The organism is Oleiphilus sp. HI0079 (assembly GCF_001635105.1).
Window position 1 is genome coordinate 1 of record NZ_LWFT01000550.1, and the last position, 21,566, is coordinate 21,566.

The window sequence follows — 21,566 nt, forward strand, 5'->3', positions numbered from 1 at the left end:
ATGCACCAGAAAGTTTGAGGCGGCATACACACCGAGCATAAAGGTCAGTACGCCAGTATTAAGCAAGAACTGCGGCAACCATTGACTGCGCAAAGCCTCGCCCAATAGATAGCCTGATGCGCAACCGAGCGTCAGCCCAAGTACCAGCGTTGCGCCAAAGGTGAACATGGTAGACATAAACGCACTGCTTTCTCCAGCAGTTGCGCCGTTGGAAGCGATGATAAACTCGAACACCAGAACTGCGAGCAAGGCTCCAACAGGGTCGATTACAATCCCTTCCCACTTAAGAATGTTACTTATTCGACCTGATGGTCTGACCGCGCGTAACAGCGGCATAATCACGGTTGGGCCACTAACAACAACGATCGCGCCAAACAGCATCGCTAGAGACAGCTGCATATCAAGCACGAAGTAAGCGGCGAGTGTTCCGACAAGGCAGGTCACAATGGTGCCGTAAATGATCAGATTCGTGACCATTTTTCCATGCCCTCGAATCTCAGAGAACTTCAGGGTTAAGCTACCTTCAAACAAGATAACGGCAACAGCAAGAGAAACAATTGGGAAGAGCATATCGCCGAGCAGAGCATCGGGATCTAACAAACCGCTGACAGGACCAACAAGGATACCAGCGACAAGAAGAAATAAAATCGCTGGCTGACGCAATCGCCATGCGACCCACTGACATATGAGAGAAACGACGCCGATGGCCGCTAATGTGATCGTGCTATATTCAAGCATCCTGAACGACCCTTTGCATGCGTCCTTGTCCTTTTATCGTTGTTTATATTATTGTTTTCGTCAGTTTTGACAGTATGCGCGACACGGCAACCATCGCAAAAACAGACGTAACCGACGTAACCGCTCCAAAGCCCGAGGCGCAATCAAGTCTCGCTGGCCCGCCATCTTCGGGCTTATTCAAGCAGACAGAACCATCCGCCTGTGCGTATTTCAGTTGCTCAGTTGAGTATACACACTCCACACTAAACTTCCGCTTCGGGTTTCTCGAATAATTATGGTGTCGCCGAAGGTTACTACGTATCTTGGCAAGCAATGGGTCTTGGGTTGTGCGCGCTAAATCTTCGATCGCTATCTGAGTTGGATCCATCTGACCGCCAGCACCACCGCAGCATAAAATAGGGATCTTGTTTCGCCGGCAATGAACGATCATAGCCGTTTTAGCCTTGATACTGTCTGTCGCATCAAACACATAATCTAGGTTTTTAGTCAGCAGTTCAGCAACATTGTTCGGCGAGAGAAAACTGTGTTGCACATGCACACGCACCTCTGGACTAATTTCCTTGATTCGCTGAGCCATTACTTCTGTTTTCATCTGGCCAACCGTAGCCTGAAGAGCGTGAACCTGGCGGTTAATGTTCGACACGCACACGTCATCAAGATCAATCAAGGTGATTTCTCCAACACCCGATCGAGCCAAGGCCTCCGCGGCCCATGAACCTACGCCTCCGATGCCAATGACGGCCACATGACTTTGCGCGAGCTGCAATAAGCCTTGCTCCCCATACAGGCGCGCTATGCCGCCGAAACGAAAGCGATAATCTTCACTCAGCGCGCTCTTTTTTTCTGTCATGGTGTTTGTTTCAACTTTTCGTCGTAGGCGAGAAAATCATGATTTACCAGCTCGTAGCGCTTTCGCTTGAGCGGCTTTAAACGATTCAAGTCGACAACGACTAGACCGTCAATGCAGTCCTGAAAATCGGGATCAATGTTAAAGCCATGGAAACGTGTGCCGCCTTCATCGCATAACTCAGTGTACTGCTTGTACAGGGTTGGGACGGAATGCCCGATAAGTCCGAGCTGTTCTCGCAGAGTGACAAAGGCATCTCTTGCATCCAGCCCCTCAAACAAACGTGCATTCTGCTCTTTCGCTGAATAACCCATCATATAAGGACGCTTGCAGCGAACGATGGGATCATCATCAAGATAGTATTTGCCGTAATAACCGAGCAATAAATCCTTACCCTGCTGACTGAACGCATTGGAAATACTGACAGCCCCCAGCAAATAGCGCACTCTTGGATTGCTACGAATATAAGCCGCAATGCCGGCCCATAAATAATCGAGACTGCGGGAACCCCAATACTTAGGCTGTACAAAACTTCGGCCTAACTCGACACCGCGAGGCATGATGCGCTTCGCTTCAGCTTGATAGTCAAACAACGTAGAGGTGTAGAGACGATCCGCATCTAAGTCGAATGTTGTTCGCAAGCGATAGGCCCCGACGACTTCTTTGTCCTGCGCATCCCAGAGGACGATATGCTGGTAATCCAAATCATAAGCATCTATATCACAAGCCTTTCCGCTTCCTTCCCCAACCAAGCGAAATGCCTGTTCTCGCAAACGGCCAATCTCTCGTAACAAGGAAGACGATTGCTGAACAGAGCAAAGATAAATCAACTTATGATCTTTGGTTTTACCTAATAACGCTGCGTTAGCAAGCTCGGCCAAAAGATGCTCTCGAGGTTCTGGCAGGGCTATTGCGGGCAAGGTTTTAAAGTAGGAGCCTTTACCTGAAGCGACCCGATAAAGCTGTTTACGCAACAATTTGGCTTTAAAACGATCACGCAACGGAAGATCTTTGTAATCTGCCGCGTCGATTAACTCCCCAACCCTGAGTTTCTGGTCATAGGTTTCTGGCAAAACGCGACTGGCAAGTTTTTGAAATACTCCATGCCCACGGTAAAAACCGCGCACCTGCTGCAAAAAAGGCTGCTCATCACTGGATACGTGCACGTGCAATATGGGGCTCAAGGTATGCGTGGCAAGCTTCAAGAAATCCGTCGGCCATCTTTCCTGAGTCAACTTTGGTACACCTGAAGAACGGCCAAAGTGCACCGGCTGAATAATCAATACGCCCTCGTTTGCAAGGTGTTCAGTCGCGGCAAGCCTGGTTGTTTCGTCTGAATCGCCCATGCAGCTGAGCGATCGAAATTCAGATAACCACGGGCTGTCACAATCGCCAATGAATCTCAGGTCTTGTCGTACCTGAGATACAAAGTACAAAAGCGCTAACGTTGAAATGCCTGGCAAAGGATCGTTGGCCAAGACAATCACTCGACCCATCTCAGGAATTTTTAGAGAATCTTTAACATCATAGACAGCTGACAACTGATGTTCGGCAAGATACTCAAGCACGTGCTTGCTCAACTCGTTTCGATTAGCCGACGTTGATTCTTGCATACTTGGAGATCGTTTGGTCTTTGCAGTTAAAAAGGGAAGTTTCAGCATCTGTTCTGTTACTTCGCGCTGTTACGCTGAGCGCTTGCGATAAAGCAAATCCCATACACCATGACCCAAGCGCTCACCACGACGTTCAAACTTAGTGGTTGGACGGTAATCCGGTTTTTCTGAGTAAGGCCCTGGCTGGGTGCAGTTTTCAAAATCTGGAGCCACATCCATCACCTCGGCCATATGCTCGGCATAAGGCTCCCAGTCCGTTGCCATGTGAAAAACGCCGCCATCAGCTAGTTTAGATGCCACCAAAGCCGCAAACTCAGGCTGTACGATTCTGCGCTTATGGTGCCTTTTCTTATGCCATGGGTCTGGAAAATAGAGTTGGAGCCGCGCTAAGCTTTCGTCTGGAATATCCTGTTTCAACAGTTCAACAGCATCACAACAGAGTACCCGAAGATTTGTTAAGCCTGCATCGCCAGCTTGTGCTAATAATGCGCCAACGCCAGGACGATGCACTTCTACGCCAACAAAATTTTTCTCTGGCTCTGCACTTGCCATTTCAAACAGTGAACTGCCCATACCAAACCCGATTTCAAAGACCACCGGATTACAGTTACCGAAAATTTGAGCAAAATCGAGTTGCTGCCCCGGCTCAAGACCAAAGTGATCCCAGTAACTATCCCAGCCGCGGGTTTGGCCTGCGGTCATACGCCCACTGCGCACCACAAAACTTCGAATCACTCTTTGCATTGGATTGTCTTGATCAGACACGGAATCCCTCGAATAGTCTAAAACGTAAATCGGAAAACGTAATTGATAAATCTCGTGGGCGGAATTCTAGGATTAGCAGCGCTGCATAGCAAGCACGCGATGTTTAAGGCCATCACTCGCCCTCGCGATACGGTTAGTTTGTGATCTCATACACAAAGCTTTATCGATTTAACTATCTGTTACAGATTTAGTGATGTTCTACACCGATTGTTCAAAATTTGAGCGTATACTTAGTAATACAGATTCACGATGAAGCGATCGTGGTTCTGTCTTCCTTGAAGAAACCCCTATTAAGGAGCCAAGTTTTGGCTCCTCTTTTTTTGCCTCCAGTTTAGTTCAACTGCTTTTTTTAAACCTGTGAACGCCAGTTCAACACGCTAATCTGCTGGCCTTTGTATAGGCCGATAGCGCAAGGCCTGCGCCAGATGCCCCTGACTTATCCTCGATTCCCCCGAGCAATCCGCCAATGTTCTTGCCAATCGCATTATTCGATGTGCGGCTCTACTAGACAAAGCCAAGGCATCAATTGTGCTCATCAACCAATCATTCTGCTCAGTCGTCAACGCACATATTTGCATGAGCGCCTCTCCTTTTAAATCACCATTAAGAGTACCTTGTCGCTGATATTGAAGCTCTCTTGAACGCTCCACTCGCGCAAGTATCTGCTCACTGCTTTCTTCTTTTCTATTGGTTCGCAAGGTCACTCTTGCTGATTGAAACGGCACTTCGACATGCATATCAATACGGTCTAGAAAAGGCCCCGACAACTTTCGACGATATTGCTCGATCTGCTGCGGCGAATCTGTGCATGAAACAGAAGGATGCCCCAAATATCCGCAAGGACAGGGGTTCATCGCTGCAATTAACTGAAACCGAGCTGGCAAGGTTAGCTGCTGCTGGGCGCGCGCGATCGATATCTCCCCGGTTTCCAAAGGTTCTCTCAGCATCTCTAGAGTGTGCCTTGAGAATTCCGGTAGCTCATCGAGAAACAACACACCACGATGAGAAAGCGAAACCTCTCCAGGCTTAGGTCGCGCCCCACCTCCGACTAAGGCCACCGCAGAACTGGAGTGATGTGGCGCTCTAAAAGGAGGCTCGTACCAATCAGACTCTAATCTTGGTACTTGCGTTAGCGTATAAAGTGAGGCCACTTCCATCGCCTGAGTCTTGGAGAGCTTCGGCAGAATTGAAGTGATACGTGACGCAAGCATGCTCTTACCTGTTCCGGGCGGTCCGTAAAATAATAAATTGTGCCCTCCCGCAGCAGCGACTTCCAAAGCATGCTTTGCAGAGTACTGACCAACAACCTCTGAAAGGTTTGCAATACACTTAGATTGGGCATCATCTAACTTTCCCTCTACCGGCTCAGCTTTGAGTGGATAGGATTGCGGCTCTCTCAGATGCTGCACTAATTCTAAAAGATCATGAACGCCAATAATTTTTTCAGAGTTCAATAACTGGCGATAACGTGCATCCTCATTGGCGACGTATATCTTGTGCGCCGTCGAATCAGCGACTGCGAGAGAGGGAAGAACTCCTTTCACAGCACAACAAGCGCCACCCAGTGCGAGCTCTGATACAAACTCACAATCAGACACGGAAGAGGGTGACAGCTGACCACTTGCCACCAAGACTCCGATCGCAATCGCTAAATCAAAACGCCCGCCCTCCTTTGGCAAATCTGCGGGAGCCAAGTTGACCGTCACACGACGCATCGGAAACTCAAAACCAGAATTCACCAAAGCGCAACGAACACGCTCACGGCTCTCTCGAACAGCCGCTTCGGGCAAACCGACAATAGTAAAAGAGGGCAAACCATTGGAAAGGTGCGTCTCAACGCGCACCAAAGGGGAATCGACACCGCACAACGCACGGGTCTTAACAGTAGACAAACTCATAGGCATCCTTGCACTATATTTGTAAATCGCACCGCTTTAGTGCGGCAGAAGCAGAATCCTTTCCTGCTTTAAAACACTTTATTAATCTGACACTTTTTCTTCTAGCTCAGCAACCGTCTTCTCCAACTTTTCTAGCATCATGCGAGTCCTTTCCAGCACGGCCTGCTGGGCGTCAAACTCGTCGCGGGAAACCAAATCCAACTTAGTAATGACGCTTGTTATAACAAGCTTTAGATTACCAGCCATCTCATCTTGAGCCGCCTTGCCGAACTCAGGAAAGACTTGATTCACCTGGTCTTGAATGAGACCGAATAATTGTTGGGGATTGAGCACTCTAACTGTCTCCAGTACAGCAAATTTGGTCCAAAAGTTTACCACCGAGCCTTCCCAAATCACATACCATTTTTTACGCACCAAAATAGAGCGTCATTTTGGTGCGTAACACGCCATACCGCTCCAAGAAAGCGCACCGATTTTGCCAGCCAACCTTTGATTCACAGGTATCTAATTGTTATTTATACACTTTCTTGTACTGGCACACCATCTGCTTAAAGCGTATGCAATGCAGCAGTAAAACCCGCTGACATGTCGAGTAAACAATATTCATTAAGTAGTAGGCGGCATAACAAGGAGAAATTCATGAAACTCGTAACTGCCATCATAAAGCCTTTCAAGCTAGACGACGTGCGTGAAGCACTATCTGAAATCGGTGTACAAGGTATTACAGTAACTGAAGTAAAAGGTTTTGGTCGCCAAAAAGGCCACACAGAACTTTACCGTGGCGCTGAATACGTCGTGGACTTCCTTCCAAAAGTCAAAATCGAAGTAGCGATTGGTACTGATTTGCTTGATCAAGTTGTTGAAGCAATCGCTAAAGCTGCAAACACAGGGAAAATCGGTGACGGGAAAATCTTTGTTTCTGCTCTAGAACAAGCGATTCGTATCCGTACCGGAGAAACCGGCACTGACGCTGTATAAACAATTTTAGTAACACAAATTATAAAGGCCTAAGTACGGAGGGCTCCCATGGAACAATTATCCAATAACATATTTGAACTACAGTATGCGATGGACACCTTTTATTTCTTGGTGTGCGGCGCATTAGTAATGTGGATGGCGGCAGGTTTTGCCATGCTTGAAGCAGGTCTTGTTCGCGCTAAGAACACGACTGAAATCTTAACCAAAAACGTCGCGCTATTTGCGATCGCATGTACGATGTATCTCGTCTGTGGTTACGACATCATGTACGGCGGAGGTCTCTTCCTTGCAGATGTAGACAGCGTAGCATCAATGGACGAAGCAGCAGTAGCAGCGGTACTTGCATCTGCAACTGAAGCTGGCTTCGGCGACATGGGTGAGTACTCAGGTGCTTCTGACTTCTTCTTCCAGGTAGTATTCGTTGCAACAGCAATGTCTATTGTTTCTGGTGCAGTTGCTGAGCGTATGAAGCTTTGGGCTTTCCTAGTATTCGCAGTTGTCATGACTGGTTTCATCTATCCAATGGAAGGTTCTTGGACTTGGAACGGTGATGCAGTATTCGGCTTGTACGAGCTTAGCTACAGCGACTATGCTGGTTCTGGTATCGTTCATATGGCGGGTGCAGCAGCAGCCCTTGCAGGTGTAATCCTTCTTGGTGCACGTAAAGGCAAATACGGTCCTAACGGCGAAGTGAACGCGATTCCTGGAGCTAACCTTCCTCTTGCAACGCTTGGTACATTCATCCTTTGGATGGGCTGGTTCGGTTTCAACGGCGGTTCTACTTTGAAGCTTGGCGGCATCGGTGTAGCTAACGAAGTTGCTAGCGTATTCCTTAACACCAATGCAGCAGCAGCTGGTGGTTTGATCGCAGCTCTACTTGTAGCGCGCATCCTATTCGGTAAAGCAGATCTTACAATGGCATTGAACGGTGCTCTTGCTGGTCTAGTTGCGATTACCGCTGAACCTGCTGATCCATCTCCACTTCTTGCTACTATCATCGGTGCAATCGGTGGTGTGATCGTAGTGTTCTCAATCGTAACGCTCGACAAGCTTAAGCTTGACGATCCAGTCGGTGCGATCTCTGTACACGGTGTTGTTGGTCTTTGGGGTATCTTCGCGGTTCTTCTATCAGACGCAGACGCTACGTTCATGGGTCAGCTAGTAGGCGCATTGACTATCTTCGTATGGGTATTCGTAACAAGCTTGATCGCTTGGGGCGTCATCAAAGCAGTGATGGGTCTTCGAGTATCAGAAGAAGAAGAGTACGAAGGTGTCGACCTTTCAGAGTGTGGTATGGAAGCGTACCCAGAGTTCACTAAAGACTAATTCGTCCTTAGCCAACTCGTATAAAAAAGGCTCCCAAATGGGAGCCTTTTTTCTGCCTATAATTAAAAACTAGTTCTTTAGAAACTTGCGCATGAGTTCTGCTGTATATTCAGGCACTTCTATCATGGCAACGTGTCCAATTCCCTCAAGAACAACTTTTTGTGAATTCGAAACAAGCGCTGCATATCGATCAATATTTTTCACATTAATCGCTTTGTCTTGGTCTCCCCATATGATCAGCGTTGGCGCCGAAATGTTCTTGTACTCTTTTTCTAGACCAAGCTCCATATCTGAACGAATATCCGCAAAGATCTTTTTGTTTATTTCAGCGCGAGAAACAGACACCTCAGCCTCCGCTTTTGCGATTGCCGCCGGAATAAACGGTTGCTCAGACATGACAAAATCCAAAAGCGTGTAAAACTGCTCCTCACTCTCTGGGATCAACGGATTCTTTCCTTCTTTTAGCAGAGCGTCCATTTCGGATGGAAAATCATGCACCCCTGCAGGACTTATGAGTGTCATACTTAGTACTTGCTCAGGATGCCTCGCCGCATAAAGTGACGAAATTGCGCCGCCCATTGAATTTCCAACCAAATGAAAACGCTCAACGCTTAACTTGGCCATTAACTCATTCACAAAAGCAACCTGGTCTGCAATATGGTAGCTCCCTGCTATATCACGGATATTTTCACCATGGCCCAACAAGTCCGGGGCGATAACGCGATACTCATCACCGAACTGCTGAGCAAGACGCAACCAATTCACTTTGCTGCCACTAAAGCCATGCAGCATCAGCATGACTGGTGCATCTACCTCATTGTCAAAAACAGCAATCTGCTGCCCTCTCATCGCAACCAGTCTATGCTTCAGCCCCGCTTTATCGGCCTCCATCGACATCGCCCAGTCACGAAACTCAACGCGGTATTCATTACTAACAATATTAAAACCCAGAACGATTACCGCCAGCACAGCGACAGACACAAGTAATTTCTTCACATTATCTTCCTTATAGAACAGTTAAATTCGCACTTACTTGGCAAAAACCAAGGCATGCTAGTGGACAGAGAATAGCCAGACTATGGTAAGCTCCATGCTGAGTTGATATTTGTGGCCAATAACAAAGATAGAATTATGCCGACAAGATCCGTTTTAGGTTTAACCTACACTGCCCAGCTTTTCAAATCCAAGGGATTAGAAAGCGATGCCATACTAGACCAACATGGTCTAAATAAAGACCGCATTGACCCCAACGCACGCATCACGCGCAGCAAAGAGCTTGAGGTCTATCAAGATCTGTTCAAGCTCCATCCGGACCCGCTCATTGCACTTGGCATAGGCCCTTATCTCGGGCCTGCAGGTTACGGGCCCTTCGCGATGTTACTCGCCAGCTGCAAAGATGGCTATGAAAGCTGCCAAATGGGCATTCGATATCAGGCTATGGGCTACATGTATGGAGAAGTAAGTTTTGAACTTGCGCCTGAACATTCGTCCTTTCGAATTGATCCAGCCATGCTCCCTGAAGATGTACGAGAGTTTATCGTTTATAGAGATATGGCTGGCTGCGTAAAGCTAATGCGCGATATCTATTTAATGAACGGTGTTGAGTTTATTATTTCCGAAGTCCACATGACGGCAAAGCCAAAGAAACAGGACCTCGACAAATTTAGCAGCGCGTTTGGCTGCACAGTTAAATTTGGCATGCCAAGTAATCGTATTGTTATTCCCACCAGCGTACTAAAAACACCGTTCCCACAGGCAAACAAAAATGCATTCGATATGTATCGGGAGCAATGCGAGCACATTCTTTACGAATCCAGCCAACAGGAAGAAACGCTCGCAGATGCCCTAAAAAGCTATCTGATTATGTTTAGCTATGACATACCAAAAGCGAAAGAAGCCGCTCAAACGTTTGGTATGTCTGAGCGCACCTTACGCAGAAAGCTCAGTGATGAAAGTAGCAGTTTTCAGGCTGTATTGGACGATGTGCGATTTGAAAAAGCGAAGCGCTGGTTAGGGGATTCCTCGCTAAGCATTGAGCTGATTGCACTAAAACTTGGCTATCAGGAAGCAGCGGCGTTTAATCATGCCTTTAAGCGCTGGAGTTCGCTTAGCCCCTCGCAATATCGAAAAAATCACTCTTCTAGCAAGTAACCGATGGCTTTTTTCAGGCGGGCAATATGCCCAGGATGAAAGCCCTGAAAAGAGCCAATCACCTCTCCTTTCTGGTCAATCAAAAAGGAAGAAGGTAGCCCAACCAGATTATAAGCTCGCTGAGTTTTACCTGTCAGTTCAGAGAGGATCGTATAATCAACGGGGAATTTTTGGAGGAAGTCGCGAGCCTCTTGAGGGCTCTCATCCAGATTGATCGCGATCACTTGAAAGTCTTCGGGATCATACTCTTTTTGTAAGGCATCTAAAGCGGGGAGTGATTGCTGACATGGGCCGCACCATGAAGCCCAAAAATCGAGATAAACCACCTTTCCACGATAGTCAGTCAAACTGTGCTGACCAGAACCATCGAGAGCCGGTAGTCGAAAGTCAGGTGCCTGTCCGCTCCCCAACACGATGCCGGAAAACACAAACGTAAAGAGAAAAAATAGCGATCTGAACATGCTAGCACTCAAGCCAAGGTTTTGAGATTAGAACAAAGCCAGGCAAGTTGGTTCCTGAACTAGTCGCAGGAACCCGAACATCCACTTAAGTCTTTTAGCGCTTCCAAGTCCAGAATATTCAGGTCTGTGCGTTTCACCTCGATCAAACCATCTTTTTGGAAACGCTTGAATAATCGACTGATCGTCTCCGGCGCCATATTCAGGTGATTTGCAATATCTCGGCGCGCCATCATCAAATGAAAACGCGTCTCTGAATAGCCTCGTTGCTTGTAACGAGCGGACAGCGCAACAAGGAATGCCGCAAGTTTCTGATCAACACTATGCTCATGCAATTTGGTAAAGGAGTTATGTACTTCTTTACTCATTAGACTAAAAAGGTGCTGTTGAAGGCCAGGAACCTTCGTTGCAAGATTCTCAAGGTCTTTGTAACGAATCGCACAGAGACTAGACGTACCCAACGCCACCGCAGCGGAACCATGGACACTACTGTATATCGCGTCTAAGCCAAAGAGCTCACCCGGCAAATGAAAACTTGCGATGTGCTCAGAGCCTTGTGCATCGTTCAATACGGTTTTGAACATCCCAGACTTCACGGCAAAGATATACTCGAAAGGCTGCCCCGCCGAGTAAACTGTCTCGCCTTCTTGAAAAACCCGTCCAGTATCAACGATCTCTTCCAGAGAATTCATGTCGTCTCGATCAAGACCAACAGGCAGACAAATTTTGCCGAGAGAGCATTGACCACACTTAAGAAAACTTGCAGACGCAAGAGGGATAACTTGTTCCATGACCAACAGAATCTTCGTGATTAGATCGTCTTACTGTACCTGAGCGTTTTTTCGTTGTCACGACTCGGAGATCGTAAATAATGATCAAAGCACATCGCAATATTTCGAAGAAATACTCTGCCCAGCTCCGTTACCTGAAAACCAACCTCATCTGCTGCCAATAACCCATCGTGTTTAATGCGTTCTAACTGAGCCAATTCATGTTCGAAATACTGTTCGAAAACAAGATCATGCTCTGCACCAAATGCAGCATATTCAATGCGTTCACCGCACATAAGACGCTGAATCAGATCCGCTCTTACAACATCATCTCTCGACATCACAAGGCCTTTTGCGATCGGCAACACCTCTTTATCAAGCAACTTTGTATACGTGGCTAGATCGGTGGCATTCTGACTGTAACTCTCGTTAATGCGCGAGATTGAGCTAACACCGAGCCCAATTAAATCTGCCTCGGCATTTGTCGAATAGCCTTGAAAGTTTCTTTGCAAACTGCCATCTCGCTGCGCCTTGGCAAGGCTATCATCAGGAAGAGCAAAATGGTCCATGCCAATGTATTCATAGCCCGCCTTGCTTAAGCTAATAATACTATCACTTAGGATGGTGAGCTTATCAACGCTACTGGGCAGTTCCTCGGCCTTGATGAGTCTTTGCGACGGCATCCGATCCGGCATGTGCGCATAGTTGTATAGCGCCAACCGATCCGGCTTAACCTCAATAATCTCTTGCAGAGTACGATGAAAAGAATCCGGCGTTTGCAGGGGGAGGCCATAGATCAAATCAAACGAAATAGACTTGATTTGCAATTCCCGAGCGCGCTTAACAAGCGCTTTGATCTTGTCAAAACATTGCTCACGATTCACCGCTTTCTGCACCTCAGGATTCAAATCCTGAATACCAAAACTGAAACGGTTAAATCCTAACTCGATCAATCGCTCCATGTCTTCCACAGACACCGATCGCGGATCAATCTCAATCCCCATCTCAAGATTATGAGGTAATCCGAGATGAAAGGATTGGGCAATCAACTCAAGCACTTCCTGAATCTGCGCAATGCTCAAAAAAGTAGGCGTTCCGCCTCCAAAATGGATCTGCTGAATGAGTCGATCATCCGCAAAACTTTGCGCTCGCAAAGCGATTTCACGACTGAGGATTTCAACATACTCCGCCGCCCTATTTTGATTTCGCGTAACCACTTTGTTGCAACCACAGTAGTAGCAAAGCGAGGCGCAAAACGGCACATGAATATAGAGTGAAAGCGGTCGAGGAACGAGCAACTGATTGCTCAGCGCAACCTGCTCTTGATAGTCCTCAATACGAAAATTCTCATTAAAATGTAGCGCTGTCGGGTAGGATGTGTAACGAGGGCCATGGCCTTCGTAACGAACCAAAAGCGCGCTTAGCTGTTGCGCATCAATCACAACCGTATCCTGTTTTAAGTTAACGGTGCTCAGTGTATCGGCTCGTCACTCACAAGCAGTTGATTTACATCAACCGAGTTTGATGGAATCTTAATTGCGCAGCACTTTCATTGTCGCCCCAATGATGCACAACAATGCGGCTGACATTTGCGTAAGGCACATCAATGTTCCATAAGCGCTTATTTGGCATTCCTAACACATGCACAAGTATGGCTCGAATCACGCCTCCATGGCAGACTAGTAAACGATGCTGATCCCGGCTAGAGGCGAGCAAAAGCTCCCAAGCCTGGTGCACTCGCTCAACAAAGTCCGTCAGGCGCTCGCCATTCGGGGGCGTATGATTATCCGGATCCTGCCAATAACGTTTTAACGCTTCAGGCTCTCTCTCCATCAACTCAGCCGTCGTCAAACCTTCCCAATCGCCAAAACCAATTTCGCGAAACTGCTCATCAATCTTTAAAGGCACACCATGTCGACCTGCTAATTCCTCAGCAAAAAATCGACAGCGTTTTAGCGGCGAGGCAATAATACTCTGCCATGGATTATGATCCGCAACAGACGCGCGCATTTGTTGCCATCCAAGCTCGGACAAGGGGTCATCTTGTGCCCCTCTAAGGCGCTGCCCACCAACCGGCTCTCCATGACGAATTAGGTCAATAATCGTTTCGTTCATTTTTACCATCTGAATAATATTGGTTTCTCGGTTTTTAATAGCTCTACCCGTATACTACGCGCCAATCGGTTCATAGAAAAAGCAAACGCGAATAAAACGGGAGTACGACATGTTAAACGTGAATGAGTATTTTGATGGCAAAGTAAAATCTATCGCTTTTGAGGGGCGTGATTTACCGACCACTGTCGGCGTCATGGCTGCGGGGGAGTATACATTTGGCACCAGCCAAAAAGAGTATATGACTGTCGTAAGTGGAGAGCTTCAGGTAAAACTGCCTGGCAGTGATCACTTTGTCAGCTTTACCGATGGCAAGACCTTTGAAGTCGACGCCGACCAATCGTTTGATCTAATTGTTCCTTGCGACACGGCGTATCTTTGTAAGTACGAGTAAAGCTCGCATAACATAAAAAAGGGGGGCAGTATTTTCATCGCCCCCCTTTTCACTTCGCTGTCTTGCATCTTAACCGCTTAGATTCGGCCCGTTGGCTGCGCAGGTTTCAGATACTAGTCTGCACGTCCCATAAACTTCTTCTCTGCCGTATTTATACGGATACGTTCGCCCAAGGCTAAGTATTCAGGAACTTGCACAGATAGACCCGTTTCGAAAACAGCCGGCTTGGTGCGAGCACTTGCCGAGGCGCCCTTTATTGCTGGGGAAGTCTCTTTGATTTCCATATCCACCGATTGAGGCATTTCTAGCCCAACAACAGCATCATCAACGATGAGCACGGCCATTCCTTGAATAGACTCGGTTATAAATAACAGCTCGTCTTCTATATCTTCCTTGCGGATGGTGTACTGCGAAAAGTCTTCATCATCCATAAAGACCAAGGCCTCGCCTTCATCATAAGAATAACTCACCATGCGTTTGAAGAGCTCGACCCGCTCTAACAAGTCATCCCCTTTAAAACGCTCTTCGACTTTACTACCCGTTTGTACATTTCGGAAGCGCATTTTATACAACGTCGCTGCGCCCCGCGCACTCGGGTTTTGCACTTCAATTTGTTTTACGTGCAGCAGTTGCTGGTTATACAGCACAACTTCGCCTTTTTTTATCTCACTGGCTCTAGGCATGTTGACTCTCTTTGTCCTTTAATTATGCATTTCGTTTGTTGTTTAGCGCGCGTTCTTTCATGTAAACGGCTTCCTCTTTAATATCCAAGAGCTCTCTTCGAAGTAAATCAAAAGCCAACGCTGCAACGATAATCTGAAAACGTTTGCGGTCCACGGGAAAGTAAAAGCAATGCGTTTTGATCGCAGCAATAGAGCCCCAAGCAACCCAAACAGTGCCGACGGGCTTATCTTCCGATCCCCCTGCAGGCCCAGCAATACCCGAAACAGCCACGCCAATATCTGCTCCACTTTTGGCAAGGGCGCCGCCAAGCATCTCTCTTACGACCAACTCACTAACAGCCCCATGCTGGTTTAAGGTCGCTTCTTGCACCCCTAGCATGGAACTTTTCATTGCGTTTGAATACGTGACATATCCAGCATCAAACACCTGCGAAGCACCGTCCAACTCGGTTAGCATTGCGCTAATTAAGCCGCCAGTACAAGACTCGGCAAAACTCACACGCTTGCCTTGCTCAAGTAAAATATCCTTCAAAACATGGGCGATACTGCGCCCATCCTCCGTCACAATATGTGAGCCAAATAGGTCGCGAGCGACCTGCGCGGTCTCTTCAAGCGTCTGATAGTCCTCCCGATGCGTCGCTTGCAGCTTTAACTCAAGCATGGGCACCGAAGCGCGAAAGCCCAGTTCAATGTTCTTTGGAATGGTGACGCCACTCTTGAAAAGGCGCTGCTGAATTCCCGATTCGCCCATGCCAAAAAGACGAAACCGGTATCGTTTTACTTCTGCGCCTTCAGCAAACTTCATACGCGGGAGAATTTGCTCATCAAACATGCGGAACAACTCGGACGGCACGCCTGGCGTACAATAAACCCGACAACCGGCCACATCTGCAGCAAACCCCGGAGCCGACCCGGTTGCATTGGGGATAATCTCTACACCTTCAGGCAAAATCGCCTGTTTGCGATTCGCCGCGTTGAAAGCAATATTTTTTTGCTTACACCATGCTTCCAGCTGCACCATCGCTTCGGTGTTTTCGCGCAATTCAACACCCAAGACGCCCGCTAAGGCTTCTGCCGTCAAATCATCTACTGTCGGCCCGAGGCCTCCATTAACGATTAACACGTCGGAAAACGCGGCAATGCGTGCAATCTCGCTTTTGAGCACGGCCACGTCATCACCCACCGTCGCTTTATAATGAACGGGGCAACCAAACGCACTTAGCTTTTCAGCCAATTTGGCCGAATTGCTGTCAACAATATCGCCACTCATTAACTCGTTGCCAGTCAACAGAAACGAGACCTTCAAGTGCTCAGCATCCCGCATAATTTTTCACCCAATTGACGTTTCCATTGTTCACGTTAGTTACCACACTATTTGTCACTCAGTAGCTCTGCCATTTCTTTGGAACGGTCCGCGCAAGCCGTCATCGCTTTTGAGACAAGCTCAGGCAAGCCATCATTTTCAAACACATGAATCGCACGCTCAGTTGTTCCGCCTGGCGACATGACATTGCGCTTGAGCTGCTCGGCTGGAAGATCACTCTCAAGCACCATTTTAGCGGCACCCATAGCGGTTTGTGCTGCAAGACGTTTCGCAGATTCGGCCTCAAGCCCGAGGGCCTCGCCCGCCTTCGCCATCTCAGAGATCATCAAAAAGAAATACGCCGGACCACTTCCTGAAACGGCAGTCACTGCGTGAATCAACGACTCTTTTTCAACCCATGTGGCATACCCAACCGCCGCGAACATAGCTTCAATCACCTGCTTCTGCTCTTCACCAACCTGCGCATTAGCAAAAAGCCCACTCGCTCCCTCCAAAACCTGTGCTGGCGTATTCGGCATACAACGTACAATTGGCACGGCGCCCCCAAGCCAGCTTTGCAGACTTTGCATTTCGATACCTGCCGCAATAGAGACAACCACTGGCGTTTTCTCTTCAAACAACGCCTTGAGGGGTTCAATCACCTGCGCCATCACTTGTGGTTTAACAGCGAGTACCACAATATCTGCTGACGAAACAGCAATCGCATTATCTGTGGTCGCCCCAATACCCAACCGTGTCTGCATTGCATCAAGCTTTTCTGGCGATGGATCACTTGCCAGAATGGAACCCGGCTCAACGCCGTTCTCAATAAGGCCCTCAATTATTGCGCTGGCCATGTTTCCGGCGCCAATAAAGCTAATTTTGCTTGTATTTAACTGCATACTTTTATTAGACATACGATTCCTTATTCTGTTGAGGTGCGGGCGCCAAAAATAGCGGTACCAACTCTGACCATGGTCGAGCCATTCTTAATAGCAAGCTCTATATCCGAAGACATTCCCATCGAAAGGGTATCGACACTCTCATACTCTGCTTTTAATACGAGAAAGGCTTGCTGAAGTTTGGCCATACTAGCGCTTAGCGTCTGATCGTCAGAATGCGCGCTTGGTATCGCCATTAACCCTCGTAAACGGAGGTTTGGAAAATGACTGATCGATTCGGCAAAGCGCTCGATTTCATCAACGCTTAAACCCGACTTTGACTCTTCATTATCAATATTTACCTGAATACATATATTCAAAGGCCCCAGCTCTTTAGGCCGCTGATCATTTAGGCGCTGGGCAATTTTAAGGCGATCAAGACTTTGCACCCAATCAAAATGCTCCGCAATCAATCGCGTCTTGTTAGATTGCACCGGCCCTATGAAATACCAGGAGATTTCGGCGGCTTTGTCCGAGTCTAAAACAGCCAATTGTTGCTGCTTTTCAACGGCCTCACTGACATAGTTTTCACCAAAAGCTCGGCACCCTGCATCAAAGGCCTCCAGCACCGATTCGGCACTGTGCTTCTTGCTCACGGGAAGCAGCTCAACTTCGTCCGTTAAGCGCCCAGCGCTAATTGTCGCTTTTTTTATTCTTAATCTAACGTTCTCAAGCTTGTCTGCTATTCTAAACATTATGCTAATCAACAAGATAACGATGCATCGGATCCAGTCATCGGAAACTCTTATCCGAGCTGGCTTGGAAGAAACCCCGGCCATTTGAGCAAAAAGCCGTTATCGAAACAAGCTAATCAAAAAATGAACGTTTAATCCGACAGAGGGTTCTCATGGATATTACTGAATTGCTTGCGTTCTCCGCGAAACAGGGCGCATCCGACTTGCACCTATCGGCGGGACTGCCTCCAATGATTCGTGTCGACGGAGATGTTCGCCGAATCAATCTGCCGGCGATGGAACATAAAGAAGTGCACTCACTGATTTATGACATCATGAATGACAAGCAGCGCAAAGACTTTGAGGAATTTTGGGAAACGGATTTCTCATTCGAGGTTCCTGGTGTTGCACGTTTTCGTGTAAACGCATTCAACCAAAACCGAGGAGCCGGTGCGGTATTTCGTACCATCCCTTCCAAAGTACTTACCATGGAAGATCTGGGTATGAGTCAGGTGTTTCGGGATATTGCTGAAGTGCCACGCGGTCTTGTTCTGGTCACCGGGCCAACCGGTTCGGGTAAGTCGACAACACTGGCAGCAATGATCGACTACATTAACGATAATCGTTATGACCACATTCTCACCATTGAGGATCCGATCGAATTCGTTCACGAGAGTAAAAAATGCTTGGTGAACCAACGAGAAGTACACCGAGACACGCTTGGATTCAACGAAGCACTTCGCTCAGCACTGCGTGAAGACCCCGACATCATTCTTGTTGGTGAGCTTCGAGATCTTGAAACTATTCGCTTGGCACTTACCGCCGCCGAAACAGGGCACTTGGTTTTCGGCACCTTGCACACCACGTCGGCAGCGAAGACGATTGACCGGGTCGTTGATGTGTTCCCTGCAGAAGAAAAATCCATGGTGCGCTCAATGCTCTCTGAATCATTGCAAGCGGTTATCTCGCAGACTCTGCTTAAGAAAACCAATGGCGGTCGAGTTGCAGCGCATGAAATCATGATCGGTACACCGGCGATTCGTAACTTGATTCGTGAAGATAAGGTGGCACAAATGTACAGTGCCATTCAGACCGGTGCGAACATCGGCATGCAAACGCTCGATCAGTGTTTGCAGAATTTACTCAGCAAAGGCTTGATCAATCGCGATACTGCGAAAGAGAAAGCGAAAATACCTGAAAACTTCTAATCAATGGCCGTTAACTTCATTTATTGAAGGATAGATTAAGGAAAGCAACGTGGACTTCGAACGACTTTTAAAAATCATGGTAGAAAAGGGGGGATCTGACCTCTTCATCACGGCGGGCGTTCCGCCCAGCATCAAGATCCATGGCAAGATTGTCCCTGTTACGAAGCAATCTCTTACACCAGAGATGTGCCGAGAAATTGTCTTTGATACCATGACAGAGAAGCAACAAGACGAGTTCAACGAGAACAACGAGTGTAACTACGCGCTCAGTGCTCGTGGCATTGGTCGTTTTCGTGTATCTGCGTTTTCACAACGCAACCTATGCGGCATGGTCTTGCGTCGAATTGAAACCAATATTCCACGCATCGAAGATCTCGGCTTACCGGAGGTGATTAACTCATTGGCCATGACCAAGCGAGGCCTAATTATCTTCGTTGGTGCAACCGGCACCGGTAAATCGACCTCCCTCGCATCGATGATCGGCCATCGAAACCGTAATAGTAAAGGCCATATTATTTCGATCGAAGACCCTATTGAGTACATTCACCAGCATGCAGGCTGTATCGTTACTCAACGCGAAGTCGGCATCGATACCAACTCCTTTGAGGTCGCACTCAAAAACACACTCCGTCAAGCTCCGGATGTCATCATGATCGGCGAGATTCGATCCAAAGACACCATGGAATACGCGGTCACCTTCGCAGAGACAGGACACCTATGTTTGGCGACGTTGCACGCCAACAATGCAAACCAAGCTCTCGACCGTATCATCAACTTTTTCCCGCCAGAGCAGCATAACCAAATTTGGATGGACCTTTCATTGAATATGAAAGCCATTGTCGCACAGCAACTTGTTCCTACCCCTGATGGCAAGGGACGTCGAGCGGTGATCGAAGTATTGCTCAACACGCCTCTATGCGCAGATCTCATTCGGAAGAAAGAAGTGGCGAAACTGAAAGAGCTGATGACTAAATCACGCGATGTAGGAATGCAAACCTTTGACCAGGCGCTTTATGACCTGTACGCTGCCGGCGAAATTACCTATGAAGATGCCTTGGCGCATGCTGACTCTGCAAATGACTTGAGACTTCTTATCAAGTTGGGTTCTGATGCCTCAACTCCAGATGAGCTTACAAGCAACACTGACAGACTCAGCATTCAAGACGACGGAATGACGCCGTAACGCGTTAGTAGAACGAGCCTAAGTATAGTAGGCGCCCATACTTAGGCATGTTGAACGTTAAGTAGTACCAGATGAAAACGCAGGCCAAACTGCTCGCAAAATATATGGATTCCGCTGGGCCCGGCTACGTGGAGTGGTTGGGTTTGCGCCCTTCTCGAAGAGCAGACATGCTCGTTCAATCTGAAGTCACTGCCAAAACTGAAAAAGGGCTCTGCGGTGATCATTCTGCGAAACGCGCCAGCGGCTCAGCTCGACAAGTCACGCTGATCAATGCGGAAGATATTCAAGCGCTTTCCAGTCTCTTGGACTTAGCCTCAATTAATCCTTCAGTTCTCCGCAGAAATATCGTTGTTTCCGGAATCAACTTGCATGCGATGCGCTATCAACTATTAAAAGTAGGTGACGCGATCGTTGAAATCGGGGCGCACTGTCATCCGTGCTCTAGGATGGAGAAAGCACTTGGCGCTGGCACCTTGCTCGCGATGTTTAACCGAGGCGGATATTGCGCGAGAGTCGTGCAGGGTGGCTCCATCAAGGTGGGAGACACTGTTCGGGTCACACAATTACAGCGCGAACTTTTTTAAGCACATACAAAAAAACCCGCTCAATGCGCGGGTAAATCACGGAACACATCCTCTTCAATTCACGAAATCAAACCTTGCCTAAGCTGCGTTTGAGTCAGAACTCTCCTCTTCTATCGTCTCTTTTACGGCCGCATCCTGCTTATGTTTTTCAACGGACTCAACTTTTCTCTGCTTCTCATACAAGAAGGTCAGAACCTCATGTCGATAATGGTTGTATTGCGGATTGTCGGCCAACGCCAATCGATCACGTGGTCTCGGTAACTCCACATTCAACACCTCACCAATGGTCGCGGCTGGACCATTCGTCATCATTACAATGCGGTCTGACAGTAAAACAGCCTCATCGACATCGTGCGTAATCATGATGACGGTGTTCCCTAGCTCAGCATGGATTTCCATAACCGAATCTTGAAGGTGCGCGCGAGTTAACGCGTCCAACGCGCCAAAAGGTTCATCCATCAACAAAACCTTAGGCTCCATCGACAAAGCTCTTGCAATACCGACGCGCTGCTTCATTCCCCCAGAGATTTCAGAAGGCAGCTTATCGAGTGCGTGTGTCATGTGCACCAATTCAAGGTTGTGCGACACCCAATCTTTGATTTCGGCCTTCGAGCGGTCTTGAACATTGTGGCCGGGCTTCATCAGGCGACAAACGGTGGTGTCATTCTTGATGGTAAGGAAGTGACAGAGCCGGGCCCAGATAGAGCCGTGGTTTTCCAAAACCACTCTTTGCTTCCATGGTTGAGCGTCTACAAGAATGTCGAGTTGGCGGTAAAGCAAACGAGTAAAGACCGCTCGAAGGCCGAAATCAAAGATTGGGTGTCGCACAACCTTGAATTGGTGCACATGACACACGCACTCGATAAGCTGCCTTCTGAAATCTCTGGGGGAATGAAGCAGCGCGTCGGTATTGCAAGAGCTTTGTCGATGGAGCCTAAGG

General features: G+C 47.9%; 23 protein-coding genes and 1 pseudogene. 8 read left to right on the forward strand and 16 right to left on the reverse strand.

Annotated features, from left to right (window positions below):
* The 6 genes from A3750_RS08625 to A3750_RS08650 all read right to left on the reverse strand — a co-directional run.
* Positions 1–738: cation:proton antiporter (locus A3750_RS08625; protein ID WP_197474968.1), on the reverse strand; the 738-nt coding region annotated here is incomplete at its 3' end.
* 43 nt (positions 739–781) lie between these two features.
* Positions 782–1,588, reverse strand: coding sequence for a tRNA cyclic N6-threonylcarbamoyladenosine(37) synthase TcdA (gene tcdA, locus A3750_RS08630; RefSeq protein WP_068451834.1), 807 nt, complete (start codon positions 1,586–1,588; stop codon positions 782–784).
* Positions 1,585–3,198: a lysophospholipid acyltransferase family protein gene (locus tag A3750_RS08635; RefSeq protein WP_068490742.1), complete on the reverse strand. Its 1,614-nt coding sequence runs from the start codon at positions 3,196–3,198 to the stop codon at positions 1,585–1,587. The genes tcdA and A3750_RS08635 overlap by 4 nt, the downstream gene beginning before the upstream one ends.
* Positions 3,199–3,267: 69 nt before the next feature.
* Positions 3,268–3,963 (reverse strand): tRNA (guanosine(46)-N7)-methyltransferase TrmB, encoded by a 696-nt coding sequence (trmB, locus tag A3750_RS08640; protein WP_156498493.1) that lies wholly within the window; start codon positions 3,961–3,963, stop codon positions 3,268–3,270.
* Positions 3,964–4,340: 377 nt separating this feature from the next.
* Positions 4,341–5,861, reverse strand: a complete 1,521-nt coding sequence (locus A3750_RS08645; protein ID WP_068458065.1) for a YifB family Mg chelatase-like AAA ATPase — start codon at positions 5,859–5,861, stop codon at positions 4,341–4,343.
* Positions 5,862–5,942: 81 nt separating this feature from the next.
* Entirely contained in the window at positions 5,943–6,239 is a 297-nt protein-coding gene (locus A3750_RS08650; protein ID WP_231871773.1) for an accessory factor UbiK family protein, read from the reverse strand.
* Positions 6,240–6,500: 261 nt separating this feature from the next.
* Here A3750_RS08650 and glnK point away from each other — a divergent pair, with 261 nt between their 5' ends.
* Both glnK and A3750_RS08660 read left to right on the forward strand, forming a co-directional pair.
* Positions 6,501–6,839 carry a P-II family nitrogen regulator gene (gene glnK, locus A3750_RS08655; RefSeq protein WP_068458067.1) on the forward strand — a complete coding sequence of 113 codons (339 nt, stop codon included), beginning with the start codon at positions 6,501–6,503 and terminating at the stop codon, positions 6,837–6,839.
* A gap of 48 nt (positions 6,840–6,887) precedes the next feature.
* Positions 6,888–8,165 carry an ammonium transporter gene (locus tag A3750_RS08660; RefSeq protein ID WP_068458695.1) on the forward strand — a complete coding sequence of 426 codons (1,278 nt, stop codon included), beginning with the start codon at positions 6,888–6,890 and terminating at the stop codon, positions 8,163–8,165.
* A 69-nt stretch (positions 8,166–8,234) separates the two neighbouring features.
* Here the strand turns inward: A3750_RS08660 and A3750_RS08665 are convergent, their stop codons facing one another.
* Positions 8,235–9,161, reverse strand: a complete 927-nt coding sequence (locus A3750_RS08665; RefSeq protein ID WP_068458694.1) for an alpha/beta fold hydrolase — start codon at positions 9,159–9,161, stop codon at positions 8,235–8,237.
* 135 nt (positions 9,162–9,296) lie between these two features.
* Here A3750_RS08665 and A3750_RS08670 point away from each other — a divergent pair, with 135 nt between their 5' ends.
* Entirely contained in the window at positions 9,297–10,316 is a 1,020-nt protein-coding gene (locus A3750_RS08670; protein ID WP_068458693.1) for an AraC family transcriptional regulator, read from the forward strand.
* Here the strand turns inward: A3750_RS08670 and A3750_RS08675 are convergent.
* From A3750_RS08675 to cobC, 4 genes are all read right to left on the reverse strand, one after another.
* Entirely contained in the window at positions 10,298–10,777 is a 480-nt protein-coding gene (locus A3750_RS08675; protein WP_068458692.1) for a TlpA disulfide reductase family protein, read from the reverse strand. The genes A3750_RS08670 and A3750_RS08675 overlap by 19 nt on opposite strands.
* Positions 10,778–10,836: 59 nt before the next feature.
* A complete protein-coding gene (locus tag A3750_RS08680; RefSeq protein WP_068458691.1) occupies positions 10,837–11,565 on the reverse strand; it encodes a helix-turn-helix domain-containing protein in 729 nt (242 codons plus the stop codon).
* A gap of 20 nt (positions 11,566–11,585) precedes the next feature.
* The gene (gene hemN, locus A3750_RS08685; protein WP_068466205.1) at positions 11,586–12,986 is read right to left on the reverse strand and encodes an oxygen-independent coproporphyrinogen III oxidase; all 1,401 of its coding nucleotides are present in this window, start codon (positions 12,984–12,986) and stop codon (positions 11,586–11,588) included.
* A gap of 64 nt (positions 12,987–13,050) precedes the next feature.
* Positions 13,051–13,659, reverse strand: a complete 609-nt coding sequence (gene cobC / locus A3750_RS08690) for an alpha-ribazole phosphatase (protein WP_068455144.1) — start codon at positions 13,657–13,659, stop codon at positions 13,051–13,053.
* Between the two features lie 109 nt (positions 13,660–13,768).
* On the opposite strand from cobC, the gene A3750_RS08695 reads away from it, so the two are divergent.
* The gene (locus A3750_RS08695; protein WP_068455131.1) at positions 13,769–14,050 is read left to right on the forward strand and encodes a pyrimidine/purine nucleoside phosphorylase; all 282 of its coding nucleotides are present in this window, start codon (positions 13,769–13,771) and stop codon (positions 14,048–14,050) included.
* A gap of 113 nt (positions 14,051–14,163) precedes the next feature.
* Here the strand turns inward: A3750_RS08695 and yeiP are convergent, their stop codons facing one another.
* The 4 genes from yeiP to A3750_RS08715 are packed head-to-tail and all read right to left on the reverse strand — an operon-like array spanning position 14,164 to position 17,672.
* A complete protein-coding gene (gene yeiP / locus A3750_RS08700) occupies positions 14,164–14,733 on the reverse strand; it encodes an elongation factor P-like protein YeiP (RefSeq protein WP_068455134.1) in 570 nt (189 codons plus the stop codon).
* A 22-nt stretch (positions 14,734–14,755) separates the two neighbouring features.
* Positions 14,756–16,057 carry a CinA family nicotinamide mononucleotide deamidase-related protein gene (locus A3750_RS08705; protein WP_068455137.1) on the reverse strand — a complete coding sequence of 434 codons (1,302 nt, stop codon included), beginning with the start codon at positions 16,055–16,057 and terminating at the stop codon, positions 14,756–14,758.
* A gap of 47 nt (positions 16,058–16,104) precedes the next feature.
* Positions 16,105–16,953 (reverse strand): pyrroline-5-carboxylate reductase, encoded by an 849-nt coding sequence (proC, locus tag A3750_RS08710; protein ID WP_231871774.1) that lies wholly within the window; start codon positions 16,951–16,953, stop codon positions 16,105–16,107.
* Between the two features lie 8 nt (positions 16,954–16,961).
* Complete coding sequence (locus A3750_RS08715; protein WP_068455139.1) at positions 16,962–17,672, reverse strand: YggS family pyridoxal phosphate-dependent enzyme; 711 nt, start codon at positions 17,670–17,672, stop codon at positions 16,962–16,964.
* 152 nt (positions 17,673–17,824) lie between these two features.
* Here A3750_RS08715 and A3750_RS08720 point away from each other — a divergent pair, with 152 nt between their 5' ends.
* The 3 genes from A3750_RS08720 (at position 17,825) to A3750_RS08730 (ending at position 20,626) form a co-directional block, all read left to right on the forward strand.
* Entirely contained in the window at positions 17,825–18,859 is a 1,035-nt protein-coding gene (locus A3750_RS08720; RefSeq protein ID WP_068466204.1) for a type IV pilus twitching motility protein PilT, read from the forward strand.
* Between the two features lie 49 nt (positions 18,860–18,908).
* The gene (locus A3750_RS08725) at positions 18,909–20,042 is read left to right on the forward strand and encodes a PilT/PilU family type 4a pilus ATPase (protein ID WP_068466203.1); all 1,134 of its coding nucleotides are present in this window, start codon (positions 18,909–18,911) and stop codon (positions 20,040–20,042) included.
* Between the two features lie 71 nt (positions 20,043–20,113).
* A complete protein-coding gene (locus tag A3750_RS08730; RefSeq protein WP_068456412.1) occupies positions 20,114–20,626 on the forward strand; it encodes an MOSC domain-containing protein in 513 nt (170 codons plus the stop codon).
* A gap of 78 nt (positions 20,627–20,704) precedes the next feature.
* Here A3750_RS08730 and A3750_RS08735 read toward each other — a convergent pair.
* A pseudogene (locus tag A3750_RS08735) lies at positions 20,705–21,241 on the reverse strand (ABC transporter ATP-binding protein); the annotation flags it as partial.
* A 12-nt stretch (positions 21,242–21,253) separates the two neighbouring features.
* Here A3750_RS08735 and A3750_RS08740 point away from each other — a divergent pair.
* The coding region (locus A3750_RS08740) for an ATP-binding cassette domain-containing protein (protein ID WP_369819932.1) at positions 21,254–21,566 on the forward strand (313 nt) is incomplete at its 3' end.

Excerpts from the sequence above, each read along its gene's own strand:
- tcdA (WP_068451834.1), bottom strand. The coding sequence starts at position 1,588 with ATGACAGAAAAAAAGAGCGCGCTGAGTGAAGATTATCGCTTTCGTTTC.
- A3750_RS08635 (WP_068490742.1), bottom strand. The coding sequence starts at position 3,198 with ATGCAAGAATCAACGTCGGCTAATCGAAACGAGTTGAGCAAGCACGTG.
- A3750_RS08645 (WP_068458065.1), bottom strand. The coding sequence starts at position 5,861 with ATGAGTTTGTCTACTGTTAAGACCCGTGCGTTGTGCGGTGTCGATTCC.
- glnK (WP_068458067.1), top strand. The coding sequence starts at position 6,501 with ATGAAACTCGTAACTGCCATCATAAAGCCTTTCAAGCTAGACGACGTG.
- A3750_RS08660 (WP_068458695.1), top strand. The coding sequence starts at position 6,888 with ATGGAACAATTATCCAATAACATATTTGAACTACAGTATGCGATGGAC.
- A3750_RS08670 (WP_068458693.1), top strand. The coding sequence starts at position 9,297 with ATGCCGACAAGATCCGTTTTAGGTTTAACCTACACTGCCCAGCTTTTC.
- A3750_RS08675 (WP_068458692.1), bottom strand. The coding sequence starts at position 10,777 with ATGTTCAGATCGCTATTTTTTCTCTTTACGTTTGTGTTTTCCGGCATC.
- A3750_RS08680 (WP_068458691.1), bottom strand. The coding sequence starts at position 11,565 with ATGGAACAAGTTATCCCTCTTGCGTCTGCAAGTTTTCTTAAGTGTGGT.
- cobC (WP_068455144.1), bottom strand. The coding sequence starts at position 13,659 with ATGAACGAAACGATTATTGACCTAATTCGTCATGGAGAGCCGGTTGGT.
- A3750_RS08695 (WP_068455131.1), top strand. The coding sequence starts at position 13,769 with ATGTTAAACGTGAATGAGTATTTTGATGGCAAAGTAAAATCTATCGCT.
- yeiP (WP_068455134.1), bottom strand. The coding sequence starts at position 14,733 with ATGCCTAGAGCCAGTGAGATAAAAAAAGGCGAAGTTGTGCTGTATAAC.
- A3750_RS08705 (WP_068455137.1), bottom strand. The coding sequence starts at position 16,057 with ATGCGGGATGCTGAGCACTTGAAGGTCTCGTTTCTGTTGACTGGCAAC.
- proC (WP_231871774.1), bottom strand. The coding sequence starts at position 16,953 with ATGTCTAATAAAAGTATGCAGTTAAATACAAGCAAAATTAGCTTTATT.
- A3750_RS08715 (WP_068455139.1), bottom strand. The coding sequence starts at position 17,672 with ATGTTTAGAATAGCAGACAAGCTTGAGAACGTTAGATTAAGAATAAAA.
- A3750_RS08720 (WP_068466204.1), top strand. The coding sequence starts at position 17,825 with ATGGATATTACTGAATTGCTTGCGTTCTCCGCGAAACAGGGCGCATCC.
- A3750_RS08730 (WP_068456412.1), top strand. The coding sequence starts at position 20,114 with ATGAAAACGCAGGCCAAACTGCTCGCAAAATATATGGATTCCGCTGGG.